The 15946-nt window shown below is 51.6% G+C and carries 11 protein-coding genes; 6 read left to right on the top strand and 5 right to left on the bottom strand.

From position 1 onward, the window contains the following. The first annotated feature begins 23 nt into the window (after positions 1 to 23). Genes glmS through CBW46_RS17910 form a run of 5 tightly spaced genes read left to right on the top strand, consistent with a single transcriptional unit; the run spans position 24 to position 7672 of the window. Positions 24 to 1853 carry a glutamine--fructose-6-phosphate transaminase (isomerizing) gene (gene glmS / locus CBW46_RS17930; protein ID WP_089201342.1) on the top strand — a complete coding sequence of 610 codons (1830 nt, stop codon included), beginning with the start codon at positions 24 to 26 and terminating at the stop codon, positions 1851 to 1853. Positions 1854 to 1881: 28 nt separating this feature from the next. Beyond that, positions 1882 to 3081, top strand: coding sequence for a HEAT repeat domain-containing protein (locus CBW46_RS17925; RefSeq protein WP_165842369.1), 1200 nt, complete (start codon positions 1882 to 1884; stop codon positions 3079 to 3081). Between the two features lie 13 nt (positions 3082 to 3094). Beyond that, positions 3095 to 4555 carry a glycosyltransferase family 2 protein gene (locus tag CBW46_RS17920; RefSeq protein WP_089201340.1) on the top strand — a complete coding sequence of 487 codons (1461 nt, stop codon included), beginning with the start codon at positions 3095 to 3097 and terminating at the stop codon, positions 4553 to 4555. Positions 4556 to 4598: 43 nt separating this feature from the next. Continuing rightward, positions 4599 to 5417 (top strand): response regulator transcription factor, encoded by an 819-nt coding sequence (locus CBW46_RS17915; RefSeq protein WP_089201339.1) that lies wholly within the window; start codon positions 4599 to 4601, stop codon positions 5415 to 5417. Between the two features lie 35 nt (positions 5418 to 5452). Next, positions 5453 to 7672: a hypothetical protein gene (locus tag CBW46_RS17910; RefSeq protein WP_089201338.1), complete on the top strand. Its 2220-nt coding sequence runs from the start codon at positions 5453 to 5455 to the stop codon at positions 7670 to 7672. Between the two features lie 29 nt (positions 7673 to 7701). On the opposite strand, the gene CBW46_RS17905 is transcribed toward CBW46_RS17910, so the two are convergent. The 4 genes from CBW46_RS17905 to gltB form a co-directional block, all read right to left on the bottom strand. Beyond that, positions 7702 to 8031 (bottom strand): helix-turn-helix domain-containing protein, encoded by a 330-nt coding sequence (locus tag CBW46_RS17905; RefSeq protein ID WP_089201337.1) that lies wholly within the window; start codon positions 8029 to 8031, stop codon positions 7702 to 7704. A 161-nt stretch (positions 8032 to 8192) separates the two neighbouring features. Next, a complete protein-coding gene (locus CBW46_RS17900; protein ID WP_111361090.1) occupies positions 8193 to 8315 on the bottom strand; it encodes an anti-repressor SinI family protein in 123 nt (40 codons plus the stop codon). A gap of 250 nt (positions 8316 to 8565) precedes the next feature. Continuing rightward, positions 8566 to 8892 (bottom strand): DUF4870 domain-containing protein, encoded by a 327-nt coding sequence (locus CBW46_RS17895; RefSeq protein ID WP_089201335.1) that lies wholly within the window; start codon positions 8890 to 8892, stop codon positions 8566 to 8568. A gap of 177 nt (positions 8893 to 9069) precedes the next feature. Further along, positions 9070 to 13647 (bottom strand): glutamate synthase large subunit, encoded by a 4578-nt coding sequence (gene gltB / locus CBW46_RS17890; RefSeq protein WP_089201334.1) that lies wholly within the window; start codon positions 13645 to 13647, stop codon positions 9070 to 9072. Between the two features lie 558 nt (positions 13648 to 14205). Between gltB and CBW46_RS17885 the strand changes: the two genes are divergently transcribed. Continuing rightward, positions 14206 to 14784, top strand: coding sequence for a thymidine kinase (locus CBW46_RS17885; protein ID WP_089201333.1), 579 nt, complete (start codon positions 14206 to 14208; stop codon positions 14782 to 14784). A 119-nt stretch (positions 14785 to 14903) separates the two neighbouring features. Here CBW46_RS17885 and CBW46_RS17880 read toward each other — a convergent pair whose 3' ends face one another. Then, a complete protein-coding gene (locus CBW46_RS17880) occupies positions 14904 to 15887 on the bottom strand; it encodes a PfkB family carbohydrate kinase (protein WP_089201332.1) in 984 nt (327 codons plus the stop codon). Between the last annotated feature and the right edge of the window lie 59 nt (positions 15888 to 15946).

Here is a 15946-nt window from a genome sequence, read left to right as displayed (position 1 = left end):
ACCAACGAGGAGGATACAATTTCATGTGTGGTATTGTCGGATATATCGGGAAGCGCAGCTCCCAGCAGATTTTAGTAGAAGGTTTAAAGAAGCTTGAGTACAGAGGATATGATTCAGCGGGTGTGGCCGTACATACAGGAGAAGGCCTGCACATAAGCAAAGCCAAAGGAAGAATACGCGAGCTGGAAAACAAGCTGGAGCTTCAACCGCTTGAAGGCTTCGCGGGAATTGGGCACACACGCTGGGCAACACACGGGAAGCCGTCGGACGAGAATTCGCATCCTCATGCGGATCAAAGCATGAAAATATCGGTAGTTCATAACGGTATTATTGAAAATCATATGCAATTGAAGGAAGAGTTGGAGCAGCTTGGTTATAACTTTTTGTCGGAAACTGACACCGAGGTTATCTCCCACCTCATCGCGCATTACTACCAGAACGACCTAGTTAAGGCTGTGCAAAAAGCTGTCAGTCGAATCAAAGGCGCGTTCGCAATTGCCGTCTTGTCAGAGCACGAGCCGGACAAGCTGATCGCCGTGAGATGGGCCAGCCCGTTGATTATCGGCGTCGGTGAAGGCGAGAACTTCATCGGTTCTGACATTCCTGCAATTCTGGAACATACACGTGATGTGTATATCCTCAGTGACGGTGAGATGGCTGTGCTGACCCGCGATAAAGTTGAGCTAATGACTTTGGAGGGCAACTTCATCGCCAAACAGCTGCTTCGCATAGATTGGGACGTTATGCGTGCGGAGAAAGACGGCTATGATCATTTCATGCAAAAAGAGATCGCTGAGCAGCCCCGCGCTTACCGCGACACCATGTTGGGACGTATCGACAAGGAAACGAAGGGTGTCGTACTGCCGGAGCTCAACATGACATTAGAAGATATTCACCAGATTCAGCAAATCCAAATGGTGGCGTGCGGTACGGCATACCACGCCGCGCTGGTAGGAAAGGCCGTCATTGAGAGAATGACCCGCATTCCGGTTGAAATTGATGTAGCGTCCGAATACCGTTACCGTCAGCCGGTTATCCGTGAGAACACATTGGTCATCGCGGTCAGCCAATCCGGTGAAACAGCCGATACATTGGCAGCCATGAGGGAAGCTAAGCTGTGCGGAGCGCGCGTGATGGCGGTCACGAACGTTGTCGGAAGTTCGGTAGCAAGAGAAGCTGATGACGTACTGTACACTATGGCAGGGCCGGAAATCGCCGTAGCTTCGACAAAAGCCTACACCTCGCAGCTGATTGCACTATATTTGTTCGCTATCTATGTATCGCAAAGCTTGAACACCATGGATGCTATGACTCGCATGGAACTGCTGTCCACCATGGAAAAGCTGCCGGAGCAAGTAGAAGGCATGCTGGAAGATACTAGAACCATTCAGCGTATCGCCGGTGAATTGGCGGATCGTAATCACCTGTTCTTCATCGGTCGCGGACTGGATTACATGGTAGCTATGGAAGCTTCTTTGAAGCTGAAAGAAATTTCCTATATTCACTCCGAAGCGTACGCTGCCGGGGAACTGAAGCACGGCTCGCTAGCACTTATTGAGGATGGCACTCCGGTGATAGCGATCGCTACACAGGAAGCTCTGCTGGAAAAGACAATCAGCAACATCAAGGAAGTCAAAGCACGCGGAGCGTATGTCATCGGCGTGGCCTTAGAAGGTAACATGGAAATGGCGAAGACCGCCGATGAGGTCATTTATATTCCTCGCACAGACGCTTTGCTCACATCAACGCTCTCCGTTGTCCCTCTGCAGCTGCTTGCATACTACGCTGCGCTGGCACGCGGAAATGATGTGGACAAGCCAAGAAATCTGGCGAAGAGCGTCACAGTCGAATAATCAGACGTGTGAGAGGAGACGAGACCGTATGTCAGACCCATTAGAATCATTGGAATCGGCCTTATATGTGGTCATCGTAATAGGAGTGCTCATCGTCGGAGGGTTGTCCACTTTGTACATCCTTCGGGCACAGAGCCGCAAGCTGGAAGAGGATACCGCATTTTATTTGGACAAGCATCAAGATTACTTTGCATACCTCAGTATTAACATAGACGGCCCGGGGGCTCTTTTGCCCCCTCCCGGCCCGCTCGCTGAAGCGGAGCTGAAGGCCATACAGAAGAAGCTGCTGGAATGGATCGAAACTATTGAAGGAGCTCATCGCGGTAAACTGACCAAGCTGTGCAGGGACATGGGACTTGTGGAGCTCGAACGCGAGCGGTTGGCCAGCAAACGACATTGGGACCGAATTGACGCAGCCTACCATCTGGGGATCATGCGCGCGCCGGAATGCACGGGTGAGCTGATCAATCTGCTTGAGCAGGAAGCCGAGGGCTCCACCGCGTTCGTGGTCGCCCGTGCCGCCGCCAAGTGCGCCTCGGAGCATGGCGAGCTGCGCCGTCTTGCACTCCGTCTGGCAAAACACCACCCGCAGAGCCATCAGCTCATCGCGGATATCATAGCGTCCTCTGCATTAGATCCGACACATGTGTACCTTGACTTACTTCAGTCGAACGATGCGGAATTGATAAACATTGCTCTGATCGGCGTATCCGGCCGCAGCGAGTCTGCATTGTTCCCGGTATTGGAAAGGCTGGCCTCATCCGAGCACAAAGAAGTCCGTATCAAAGCATCCAAACAACTTCTTGAGTATACCCATCTAATGCCTCAGAAACGCATTGAGGGATTGATCTATCACCCGGATTGGGAAATCCGGGCAGCGGCGATTAAAACAGCAGGCCTTCAAAAGCTGCCTGTATTTACGGATGCGTTGAAGCGCGGCCTATCGGATGACAGCTGGTGGGTAAGGCACTACAGCGCAAAGAGCTTGGCCCAATTGGGCTTGGATGGCTTCCGGGTGCTGTGCGAGGCGGCAAGCGGCGCAAACAATGCACAGTCCCGTGACACAGCATGGGATGCTATCCATGACGAGCTGGAACGCGCTGCCGTGCTAGCATCCCGGGATTTTCGGCATATTCTGCACTTCAATGAGTTATCCCACATGTACGAAACCATCTTCAACGAACCATATGCCAGCCATCCCGTTAAGATGCTCCCCATCAGCTCGTAGAAAGGAGTTCACGATGAGACATTTTTTACTTGACTACGGGTATGTCGCGACCTGCTTGATCGTAGTGTCCAGCTTATTTTATTTCGTTGTGCTGGCCATGTCTTCGCAGGGAATGATCGCCCAAATCAAAAGCTCCTCGTATGCCCGGTTTCGGGAATTGGCGGGGTCGGAATATGTGCCGCCCGTTTCCATCTTGGTACCTTCCTACAACGAAGAGCTAACCATCATCGAAAGCGTACGTTCTTTAATGGCCCTGGAATTCCCGGTGTATGAAGTCGTCGTGGTGAACGATGGCTCCAAAGATCGCACGCTCCAGGTGCTGTTGGACGAATTCGGACTCACGCCCTCCCGGCTATCCGCATCCCGGAATTTGGTGGAGTCCAAGCCTTTAAAGGCTATTTACACGAACCCTCAGTACCCGAAACTGGTCGTTGTCGATAAAGACAACGGCGGTAAAGCGGACGCACTCAATGCAGGTATCAACGTGGCGAAGTATCCGCTCATCTCCACCATTGATGCGGATTCCGTGTTGGAGAAGGACGCGCTGATCCGCCTTGTCAAAGTATACATGGAAAATCCCGAACAGCATATCGCTGTCGGAGGCAACGTGCGTATCGCTAACGGCAGTTCGGTCCGCGACGGCCGTGTCACCTCGGTGCGCTTGTCATCCAAGCTCTTGCCCGCAATGCAGTATGTTGAGTACATGAGGGCCTTTCTGGGCGGAAGGATCGGCTGGAGTTCCATGAACGGCCTCTTGATCGTATCCGGCGCCTTCGGTCTCTTCCGTAAGGATTACTTGATCCGTGTCGGCGGCTACGAAGCGGATTGTCCCGGCGAGGATATGAATATCGTGATGAAGCTGCACCGCTACATGCTGCAAAACAATCTGCCTTACCGCATTCTTTTCTGCCCTGACGCGGTGTGCTGGACGCAAGCACCCGACACGTTAGCGGTTCTCGGCACGCAGCGCCGACGTTGGATTCGCGGAAACCTGTGGAATATTATCCACTTCAAAGCGATGATGTTCATTCCCAGATACAAGATCATAGGCTGGCTTGCTATGCCCTACACACTTATTTATGAAACTTTAAGCCCCTATATCAAGCTCTCCGGCCTGGCCGCCCTCATCGCGTATGTCGTTCTTGATATGACCCAATTACCAGTACTGCTTGCATTTCTATTGATAAACTTGCTCATTGGGCTGGTATTCACCGCAGGTGCGCTGATCATCGAGCACATAGCGTTCCGTCAAAAGATGAGTTCCCGGGACGTGCTGAGAATGATCGGCTACTCGATGCTGATGGGCCTATGGTACGATCAGTTGAACGCCCTGTGGAAGCTGCAGGGTCACATAGACTATCTGCGCAAAAACAACAGCTGGGGCAACATGGTGCGCCGCAGCTGGGAAGACGAAAAGCCAAACCCATCTGAAAAAACCACTCAGAGCAATTCGACGAAAGCTCATGCGGTATAGGGTAGAAACATCAATTTAGATCTGAAGGAGTGTGTTTGCGAAAATGAAGACGCCAACCAAGGTCCAAAGCAATCTGTCCAACCGTCTGAATCAACAGGTGCAGAATTTGCTGCAAGCCCCTGCATGCACCGAGTGCGGAGTAATCATCGCACAGGTCCACAAAATGGGCCCTGTGGAGCTCCAAGATCTCGAAACACGCCTTGGTATGGAAAATGCAAGCATGACGGCTATATCAAGCTACGAGGAATGGGAAAAAGCGTTGGTAATACTGTTGCCCGGACAAACTCTTGCTTACGCGCATTTCCTGTCGTTATCAGTTAAAGATTACTTGCAGGGCGCGGAGCTTTTAACCGGCAAAATGGGCGTTGCGGGGTTCCCCGAGAGCGCTGAACCTAGTGAGGCAACGATGGCCGAGTTTCTTACACTGGTGATGGGCGAGCCTGATTCAGCCGGTCAAGACATCAGCGTGTACAGCCGGCAAGCTAATGTCAATGAGGCACCCTCGATCGTCATGATCGACCAAAACACCGATCTGCTCGACTTTATGCAGGCCCGGCTCGGCCATCAGGGTTATGACGTACGCCCTGCACAAGACGGCCGTGAGGGGCTGAATCTGATCAATGAAACGCCACCCGATATCGTCATTACGGAACTGACCCTACCGGCGCTTGACGGCTATCAATTGATCCACCGGATCCAACAGTCGAAGGAGCTGAGAAATCACTGCAAAATCATGGTACTGACCGACCTCGGCCTGGAGCATGAAGTCAGCAAATGTTTCGATTTGGGAGTATCCGATGTGGTGAAAAAGCCGTTCTCGCCCGTTGAGCTGGAAGCGCGGATACGTCGGCTGCTCGCATAGCATTATCTGATTCTGAACCGAAGGAGCGCACGACCATGACCCGGACAACACCAGCGGCCACATGGCTGCTCCGTCTAGCTTTGCTTTTCATAAGCGGCCTCATTATATGGCACTATTGGCCGGCCCAGAAAGTCGAATCCGTGCGATCCGCCGATGGTTTGAAGGTCAAGTTTCGCACTCAGGCAGATCATCTGGAAATCTACGACAACGGGGAATGGGCCCCATTTTTCATTAAAGGTGTCAATCTGGGCGCTGCACTGCCCGGCTATGATCCGGGCCAGCTGCCCATCACTAAGGAGCACTACCAGCAATGGTTTAAAATGATTCAAGATATGGGTGCCAACACAATTCGTGTCTACACGATTCTTCAACCGGTGTTCTACGAAGCTCTGGTGGAGTATAACCAACAGCACGAAGACCAACCATTATACTTTATTCAAGGCGTGTGGTCCCCTGAAGAGGATCTCATTCAAAAGCGGGATGCGTATCTCGATGATATATACAACAAGTTCCAGAAGGAGATATTAAACGCAGTAGCGGCCGTGTATGGCACGGCTGATATCCCCGCGGAATATGGCAAAGCTAGCGGAAGCTATCGGCATAACGCAGGTCCGTATCTGGTCGGGTGGCATATCGGCACGGAATGGGATCCGCAGATGGTGAAGTCCACCAACGCAAAGCATCAAGACAGGACCGGCTTCGAAGGCACCTACGTATCTGTAAAGCCGGGCGCAACACCTTTTGAAAATTGGCTGGCGGAAATGCTTGACCATCTAGCCAAGGACGAAGTGCAGTTTGGATGGCAGCACCCGCTGGCGTTCACCAACTGGGTCACAACAGATCCGCTGAGCCACCCTGGTGAAGTCCTCGTGCTCGAAGATGCAGTGAGCGTGGACGCCACCCATCTGCAGGTCCATAACTGGTCAGCCGGATATTATGCATCCTTCCACGCGTATCCTTACTATCCTGATTTCTTCCGGCTGGATGAGACGCTTCACGATGTGAAGGAAGCCGACGGAACCCCGAACATATATAGAAGCTATCTGCGCGAGCTAAAAGCTCACCATGCCGGTATTCCGGTGCTGATCAGCGAATACGGTGTTCCTTCCTCGCTCGGTGTGGCACATCTGGGATCGATGGGTAGACATCAAGGCGGACACAATGAGAAAAACCAAGGCCTAATCAATGCATCTCTGACCAACGATATCTACAATGAAGGCTTGGCCGGTGCGATCGTTTTTTCATGGCAGGACGAATGGTTCAAACGCACGTGGAACACGATGCACTTCGAAATCCCGCAAAATCGCCGCAAGCTGTGGCATAACGTGCTTACCAACGAGCAGCACTTCGGAGTAATCGCCGAGATGGCCGGTAAGGAAAACCGACTGATTATTGACGGTGATGCGAGCGATTGGACATCGTTGAAAAAGGACGAAAAACAGACACTCCAGGCGTTGCCGGGCTGGAAAGAGATCACCATGACTCACGATGAGGCATACGTGTATATACATGCTGAACTGGAAAAACCGTTTGATCCGGCAAAGGAAATACTGTACATGGGAGTAGATACTCTGCCCGGAGGCAATAAACACGGTAAGGAGCTCGGCAGCAAACAATTGGACGAGGGCTTGGAAACGGTGTTTGAGCTTGGCAAGCAATCCGAGGCTGAGCTGAAGATCGCTTCCAATTACAATCTGCACACACGGCTGTATGGCAAGCAGTACGGCATGCTGCCGGTGACCGCGCAGCAATTCAGCGATGACTCCGGCAAGTTCGATCCTTGGATGCTGGCGGTCGGGCTGGAGCTAACTCCACCGGACGCCAAGAAATATTATCCGTTTGAAGAGGTTTCTGCCGGAAAGCTTGCCCGAGGTACCACCAACCCCGAGTCACCTGAATTCAATTCCCTCGCGATGTGGCAGATGCAAGGGCAAACGCTTGAGCTGAGAATTCCCTGGATGCTGTTAGGTTTCTCTGATCCGAGCTCATTGCAGGTTATCGGTTACGGCCAGAAGGAGGGTAAGCTGTTCGCGCAAACGACAGAAGGAATCCGATTGGTGCCCTGGATCGTTCAGCGTTCGGACAACAGTGTCATCGGTCTGGGCAATCAGGATTCGGCCACATACCCGGTCACTAAGCTCCCTATTTATCGCTGGAAGGCCTGGGACAAAGTACAGTATGGAGAACGAACTAAACAAAGCTATGACATGATGAAAGAAACTTTCCATCAATTAAAGAAGCCTGCTGACCAATAGGTCGGCAGGCTTTAATTGTGTTTCTGGGGCTATCTATGTAATTGGTCTTTCCGCCATTTGTTATACTGCAAAAACTCTAAAAACTGCTCCTTGCTGATCCCGGATTGCATAGCTTCCTGAACCAATTCCACCCATTCCTCATCCAACTGCTGATAACGAGTGTTTTTACTCTGCAAAAAAGATTCAAGAGGCACGTCCAGAACAGCACAAACCTTTTCAAGGAAATGAATGGACGGATTCGATTGAATGTCCCGCTCAATGGAACTTAAATAGGACTTTGCTACCCCGGCCTTTTCAGCTAATTCCGTTAGCGTGAGTCCCTTTTGAATTCGCATTTGCTTCACACGTTTGCCTATCATGGTAGTTACCCCTTTTTTGCGGTCTGACGTCTCTCCCTATATTTTAACAAAAAATTTGCATTTAGGGCACTAAAATATAAAAAAAATAACGTTTGAGAGCGTTATCATTGTGACAAAAAATTTTATGTATGACTGGTGTGATTATTGTCTTGTTTTTGTACTTATTGAATGAAAATCCGGACTTCTTCCTTCGTTAGACCGATGTCGCGTGCTGCTATCATCAGTTGGACCCAGTTGTCATCGAGATGCTTGTCGGATGTTAGTGTATCACGTAAAAAAGCCATTATTTCCATCCCTCCAGATTTCGGTAAAACTTGGTTTGGTACAAATATTCGCACATGCATCCGATTAAAAGAGGGTAAGTTGATAGATTTTCTAAACTTTAACATTTCATACAATAAAAAACTACCTCTCTACCCCCATAAATTGAATCATTACACTATTACCGCAATTCCGACAAATTGAAACACATATAACTGAAATATTTCAAAAAAATCCCAGGCAAGAAACCCGCAGGGCGCGCCAATGCTGTTACTACTTTATCAAGCGGATGGACAGCGGATAACGGTATATCTCGCCCTTGTAGGCTCTGACGGCGGCCACAATGACCACAATCAACCCAAATATGCTAAGCGCAATTATAAGAACGAAGCCGATCAAGATGATGGACAATAAGCTTGATATAAAGCAGTAGATCGCTAGGGAAATTTGAAAATTAAGCGACTCCTTCGCGTGCTCTCCTACATACCACGATTGGTCCTTCTTCAACAGCCAAATAACGAGCGGAGCGATAATAGGAGCTACGAAGCATAAAACGTGCGAAAGTACGGCTAGCAATTTTTCTTCCTCTGTTTTCACCATTCCACACCTCCTGAAGTGCAAAACCAACGTTTGATCTGAAAAAATGTCATACCCAGTATAGCAAATACACCAGCGCTGGAGAACCGCACGAATGACCTATAATGACGGACATTGATGAAAAAAAGGGACACAACATGATGCTCATGCTGTATCCCTTTAAAGACGAAAAACGTGCTATTAGTTACCGCTGACGCGGGACACATCTTTCGTATTTTCTTCGAATGCGACCAACATCGCTTCCTGTTGGCTTAAGCCGGAACGTTTCACACGCTCGATGGCCTCGAACATACGTTTGTAATCCTTTGGTATCACCTTGACGAATTTCCACACGTATTCCCCCCAGTTTTTGAGAACGCGGTCAGCGACCTCACTGCCTGTGAAGGTTTCATGCCACTGGATCATAGTACGCAGTTCTGCGGCTTCGTACGTCTCTTCGATCGGTTCCAGCAGCACCATGTCTTGATTGCAGTTGTCCTTAAAGGTACTCTGCTCATCCAGTACATAAGCGATTCCCCCCGACATACCGGCCGCAAAGTTGCGGCCTGTCGGTCCGAGTATAACCACGCGCCCGCCTGTCATGTATTCGCAGCCATGGTCGCCCACGCCTTCGACTACCGCACGCACGCCTGAGTTCCGCACGGCAAAACGCTCGCACGCAATACCGCGGATGTACGCCTCACCGTCGGTTGCCCCATACAATGCGACATTGCCGATAATGATGTTTTTCTCTGCCTTAAAGGAGCTCTGACTTGGCGGGAAAATCGCCAGCTTTCCGCCTGACAAGCCTTTGCCCACATAGTCATTGGCGTCGCCTTCCAAGGATAACGTGATCCCTTTTGGTATGAATGCACCGAAGCTCTGACCCGCCGATCCGTTAAAATGAATACGAATCGTATCATGCGGCAGGCCCTCCATTCCATAGCGGCTCGTCACCTCGCTGCCGAGGATCGTGCCGACAACCCGATTGACGTTCTGAATCTGCAGAACAGCATGGACGTGCTCTTTTCTTTCAAACGCAGGCTTACAGATTTCAAGAAGCTGAGTCATATCCAGAGATTTCTCAAGTCCGTGATCCTGCCGTTCCGAACAGAAGCTGCCCACGTCTTCGCCTACATCCGGCTTGTGCAGCAGCGGCGACAGGTCAATGCCCTTGGCTTTCCAATGCTCTACCGCTTGTGTCATTTCCAGATACTCGGTGTGCCCTACCAGTTCCTCTATGGTGCGGAAACCGAGCTCCGCCATCAACTCACGCGCATCTTGAGCAACGAAGTGCATGAAATTGACGAGATGCTGCGGGTCTCCCACGTACTTTTTGCGCAGATCCGGATTCTGTGTGGCCACTCCCACCGGGCAAGTGTCGAGTTGACATACCCTCATCATGATACAGCCTAACGCGATCAATGGCGTTGTCGCAAAGCCGTACTCTTCGGCCCCGAGCAGCGCTGCGATGACGACGTCACGGCCGGTCATCATTTTGCCGTCCGTTTCCACCGTCACCCGGCTTCTCAAGTTATTCAACAGCAAGGTTTGCTGCGTTTCCGCGAGACCCAGCTCCCAAGGCAGCCCAGCGTGACGGATACTTGTCTGTGCCGCCGCACCCGTTCCTCCGTCATACCCGGAAATCAAGATGACATCCGCTTTACCTTTGGCCACACCAGCGGCAATGGTACCTACGCCCACCTCAGAAACGAGCTTCACACTGATGCGAGCGCGCGGATTAGCATTCTTCAGATCGTGGATCAGTTCGGCCAAGTCCTCGATTGAGTAAATATCATGATGCGGAGGAGGTGAGATCAGGCCTACGCCCGGTGTGACGCCCCGAACCTCGGCAACCCACGGGTATACTTTGGTGCCCGGCAGCTGGCCGCCTTCACCCGGCTTCGCACCTTGTGCCATTTTAATCTGTATTTCATCAGCATTCACCAGATAATAGCTGGTCACGCCAAACCGGCCGGATGCAACCTGCTTGATCGCGCTGCGCCGCAGGTCCCCGTTTTCGTCCGGTGTGAACCGGTCCGGATGCTCGCCGCCTTCTCCGGTGTTGGATTTACCGCCGATTCGGTTCATCGCGATTGCGATATCCTCATGCACTTCCTTGGAAATCGATCCGAACGACATAGCGCCTGTCTTAAACCGTTTGAATAATGACTCGACCGGCTCTACCTCGTCGATCGAAATCGGAGCGCGTCCGGATTTAAATGAAAACAAAGAACGCAGCACCATATATTGTTCATTTTCTTTTTGCACCAATTTCACGAATTTCTTGTACATTTCATAGTCATTGTTTCTCACCGCGCTCTGCAGCGCGTGGATCGTTTCCGGATTATACATGTGCTCTTCAGCATTTTTACGCCACTGCAGCTCACCGCCGGTGTCCAGACCCTGGTTCTCGAGGAACGCCCGCTTATGCCGCATGATAGCTTCTTGCGCGATGATGTCAACTTTTATGCCACCAACCGGCGTGTATGTCCAAGTGAAATATTTGTCGATGACGGATTGATCAAGACCCACCGCTTCAAAAATTTGGGCTCCACGATAGCTTTGGATGGTAGAAATACCCATTTTGGCCAACACTTTTACGACACCCTTGGTGGCCGCTTTGATGTAGTTGTACACGGCCTTCTCACTGGTGATGTCTTTCAATTTATTGCTGCGAACGAGATTTTCAAGCGTATCCAACGACAGGTATGGATTGACCGCACTCACACCATAGCCGAGCAGCAGAGCAAAATGATGCACCTCACGCGGCTCGCCGGATTCAAGCAGCAGCCCTACCTTCGTACGTGTGCCCTCGCGAATCAGGTGATGATGCAAACCGGACACGGCCAACAGCGCAGGAATAGCGGCATGCTCCGCGTCTACGCCACGGTCGGACAAAATAATTATCGTAGCGCCGCCGGCAATAGCCTCATCCGCCGCAGCATACAGCTCATCCATCGACCGTTCCAATGCTTCTGCTCCCTCAGCCGGATTAAAGAGAATAGGCAGTGTTACGGTACTGAAGCCCTCGCGCTTAATCTCACGCAGCTGTGCCAGCTCCGCATTGGTCAGAATAGGTGTCGCCAACCGAATCTGACGGCAGCTCTCCGGCTCCGGCTTGATCAAATTCCGCTCAGGTCCTAACGTGGTCCCCTGTGCTGTAATGATCTCTTCAAAATTCGCGTCGATCGGCGGGTTCGTCACCTGCGCGAACAGCTGTTTGAAATAGCTGTACAACAGCTGCGGTCTATCCGAGAGCACGGCGAGCGGCGCGTCATAGCCCATGGAGCCAATCGGGTCGACACCTGTTTTGGCCATAGGCTCGATAATCCGGCGCAGATTTTCGGATGTGTACCCGAACGCCTGCTGCATCTGCTGTACCGACTCACCTGCAGCCGGTACTTCTGCCGCTTCCGGCAGGTCCTCAAGCGAAATCAAGTGCCGGTTCAGCCACTCACGGTAAGGCTTCTCATTAACGATTGCGCTCTTGATCTCCTCATCCGAGACGATTCGCCCTTGCACGGTATCTACGAGAAGCATGCGTCCGGGCTGCAGGCGCTCTTTGCGGAGAATGCGTTCAGGAGCGATATCCAAGACGCCTACCTCAGAGGCAAGCACGATCAAGTCGTCGTTCGTCACATAATAGCGCGCCGGACGCAAACCGTTACGATCCAACACGGCGCCGATCATTCTGCCATCTGTGAATGAGATTGCCGCTGGGCCGTCCCATGGCTCCATCAATGTGCTGTGGTATTCGTAAAATGCTTTCTTGTCATCGCTCATCGTTTGGTGCTTGGACCATGGCTCCGGAATCATCATCATCGCCGCATGCGGCAGGGAACGTCCCGACAGCATCAAGAATTCCAGCGTATTGTCAAACATTTGGGAGTCGGACCCCGCCGTATCGATGATCGGCAAAATCTTTTTGACATCGCCCCCGAACAAGTCGCTGTCGATCATCGCCTCACGGGCATGCATCCAGTTCACGTTACCGCGCAGTGTATTGATCTCCCCGTTGTGAATCATATAACGGTATGGATGAGCGCGCTCCCAGCTTGGGAACGTGTTGGTGCTGAAGCGGGAATGGACAAGCGCCATCGCCGTTGTAAACGCTGGGTTTGTCAGCTCCATATAGTAGCTGTCAACCTGTGCCGGGGTCAACATCCCTTTATACACAATGGTACGGCTGGATAAGCTTGCGACATAAAAGCCCTTTCCATTATCCAGAGCGCGGACCGAATTTTCCGTCAATTTACGTATCACGTACAGCTTGCGCTCAAATGCCAATTCATCCTGCCCGTCGACATTAGCGCCGATAAAAATTTGCCGCGCAAAGGGCTCAGAAGCCACTGCAGACTCGCCTAACGAGGAGTTATCGGTCGGCACCGTTCTCCAGCCAAGAAGCTGCTGTCCGGTTTCCTTAATATGTCCCTCAACGATTCGCTCACAGGCAGCGCGCGCTTCTGCGTCCTGCGGCAGAAACAGCATGCCGACGCCATACTTGCCGGGTTCAGGCAGTTGAATGCCGGCCTCGGCACATTCAGCTTGGAAGAAACTATGTGGAATTTGCAGCAGGATGCCTGCTCCGTCCCCAGTGCTGCTCTCAGCACCCTGACCGCCGCGGTGATCCAGATTGCACAGAACCTTCAACGCTTGACCGACTATTTCGCGGGAAGGAGTTCCCTTAATGTTAGCAACAAACCCGATACCGCATGCATCATGCTCAAACTGTGGATCGTAGAGACCCTGCTTAACTGGAAGTCCATTTCTGTTCATGTTGTACAACCTTTCTCCCATGTAATAATTTGTACCAGTGTTATTAACTGAGATTTGGTCGCGGCGTCAGGCAGTAAAAAGAGTCTCCCGTCCTAGACAAAAACACACTTTCACCCGAATCTCCAGAAAATTGCGACATTTTTAGCAAGCACATTTTACAAATAATATGTCTTATATTAACATCTGATACCTGAACGATCAATGGAGTTTTGCCGCAAAAGGCCACTTATTTAACATCATATGTTAGTTTTTCGCTCATCTAATAGAATCTATTTATCACGTCAGATGTGCTAAGAGGATTACATCATCCGGATGCCTAACCCTGCTGCAGGTCACCGAAACTACCGCGACCGGTATAGATCATTTCCCAACACCGCATATAATTTCCCGAAAAGTTCGACAGAAAGCTGTTCTATGCCTTCCGCCGCTAAACTAAGCCATAGGGAAAAGGAGAGGATATCTGGTCGGCTGCACAAGCCCCAGCCATCCCCTATGCTCTAACTCAACACCTGTGCTATGATAAATAAATACTTTCAGCAGAGAGGACTGGCAAGACATTTGGCCAAACTATATTTTCGCTACGGCACGATGAACAGCGGGAAATCCATCGAGGTTCTCAGAACGGCCCATAACTATGAGGAGCAGGGTAAGAAGGTTCTCCTTTTCACGCCTCATCTGGACGACCGCTATGGAGTTGGGACGGTTGCGTCCCGAATTGGTATGCAAAAAGAAGCGATTGTCATCGACGATACGACAAATATGATCGAGCTTGCGAAAGCTGAGAAGCCCAATTGTATCCTGATTGACGAGGCACAATTTTTGAATAAGGAGCAGGTACAGCAGCTGACGGAGATCGTGGACGATTTGGACATTCCGGTGATAGCCTATGGGCTGCGCGCGGATTTCAAGGGGACGTTATTCGAGGGCAGCTACCATCTGCTCGCGATTGCCGATAAGATTGAGGAGATCAAAACGATATGTTGGTTCTGTGACAAAAAAGCAATAATGAACATGCGATGCGAAGACGGCCGCCCTGTATTTGAGGGCCAACAAATCCAAATCGGCGGCAATGAAAGCTATCTTCCGGTATGCCGCAAATGCTATGCATCAAAACGAAAGGAATCCCATAGTCTGTAATAGGGATGTCCAGCCCCAGAGGATGAAGCGAGATGGTTCACACGCCTTGCTTTGTCCTCTTTTTTCAAGGATAAAAAAGAGCGATTCCAAACCACCGGATGGGTAGTTAGAACCGCTGATTATCTCACAGACAGCATCTCGATTTCCGCCAATGTCGGCAGTGCGGGAATCGCACCCCGACGGGTGGTCGTGAACGCACCGGCTTTATTGGCGAACGAGAAAATATCACGTACCGTATCCTCATCCGTAAGAGCGGATTCAATCGATTCGGCCGTGATGCCATGCTCGACCAGCTTGAGCAGCATAGCACCAACGAAGCTGTCGCCTGCGCCTGTCGTATCCACCGCTTTCACCCGTACTCCGGGTATGGAAGTCATCGCCGTTCTCGTCAATACGCAGCACCCGTTCTCGCCCAATGTTACTACCAGAGCCTTCGCGCCGAGCCCGAGCAGATACTGCACGGCTTCGGGAGGCTCCTTGCCCGCAAGAAACGCGGCTTCCTCCTCGCTCACCTTCACGACATCGGCCAAGCCGATGTGCTCTAGAACCACACGCCGCATAGTTTCTTCATCAGGCCACAACGCGGGCCGCAGATTCGGGTCATAGGAGATCAGGCCGCCGGCAGCTTTCACCCTCCGCGCTGCTTCCAATGTTGCAGCCCTGCATGGATCGGCGATCAACGACACTGAGCCGAAGTGGTACACGGCCGCATCGTCCAGCCACGCAGCGTGCAGCTCCGCGGGTTCCAACAGCATATCCGCAGCAGGCCCGCGGTAAAATAAGAAGTCGCGCTCGCCGTTCTCTCGGAGTGATACAAAAGCGAGACCGGTACGAGCAGCGTCGGTCTCGACCAGCGCTGCCTCCACGCCGGCATCCTCCAGCGTGCCGTGCAAATACCGGCCGAACGGGTCCCGGCCGATCTTCCCGATAAACCGGGAAGATCCCCCGAGTCTGGCCACGGCCGCCGCGACATTGGCAGGCGCTCCGCCCGCCGCCCGCTGAAATGCCGGCACCTGCGACAGCGGCCGCCCGTTTTCCTCCGGAACAAAATCTATTAATATTTCTCCTAAACATACGATTCGCTTAGTAGGTCGAGCGAGCATACAGTTCCTCCGTTGGTCAGTTTCGAAATTTCATTCAAGCAATTCATCGCAAACTTGTA

This window comes from Paenibacillus xerothermodurans, from assembly GCF_002220865.2.
Classification (GTDB): Bacteria; Bacillota; Bacilli; order Paenibacillales; family NBRC-103111; genus Paenibacillus_S; species Paenibacillus_S xerothermodurans.
The sequence above is the reverse complement of the archived record's forward strand: the minus strand, read 5'-3'. Positions and strand labels throughout refer to the sequence as shown.

What these genes read in the sequence shown, in the direction of transcription:
- glmS (WP_089201342.1), top strand. Translation starts at nt 24, where the DNA reads ATGTGTGGTATTGTCGGATATATCGGGAAGCGCAGCTCCCAGCAGATT.
- CBW46_RS17925 (WP_165842369.1), top strand. Translation starts at nt 1,882, where the DNA reads ATGTCAGACCCATTAGAATCATTGGAATCGGCCTTATATGTGGTCATC.
- CBW46_RS17920 (WP_089201340.1), top strand. Translation starts at nt 3,095, where the DNA reads ATGAGACATTTTTTACTTGACTACGGGTATGTCGCGACCTGCTTGATC.
- CBW46_RS17915 (WP_089201339.1), top strand. Translation starts at nt 4,599, where the DNA reads ATGAAGACGCCAACCAAGGTCCAAAGCAATCTGTCCAACCGTCTGAAT.
- CBW46_RS17910 (WP_089201338.1), top strand. Translation starts at nt 5,453, where the DNA reads ATGACCCGGACAACACCAGCGGCCACATGGCTGCTCCGTCTAGCTTTG.
- CBW46_RS17905 (WP_089201337.1), bottom strand. Translation starts at nt 8,031, where the DNA reads ATGATAGGCAAACGTGTGAAGCAAATGCGAATTCAAAAGGGACTCACG.
- CBW46_RS17900 (WP_111361090.1), bottom strand. Translation starts at nt 8,315, where the DNA reads ATGGCTTTTTTACGTGATACACTAACATCCGACAAGCATCTCGATGAC.
- CBW46_RS17895 (WP_089201335.1), bottom strand. Translation starts at nt 8,892, where the DNA reads ATGGTGAAAACAGAGGAAGAAAAATTGCTAGCCGTACTTTCGCACGTT.
- gltB (WP_089201334.1), bottom strand. Translation starts at nt 13,647, where the DNA reads ATGAACAGAAATGGACTTCCAGTTAAGCAGGGTCTCTACGATCCACAG.
- CBW46_RS17880 (WP_089201332.1), bottom strand. Translation starts at nt 15,887, where the DNA reads ATGCTCGCTCGACCTACTAAGCGAATCGTATGTTTAGGAGAAATATTA.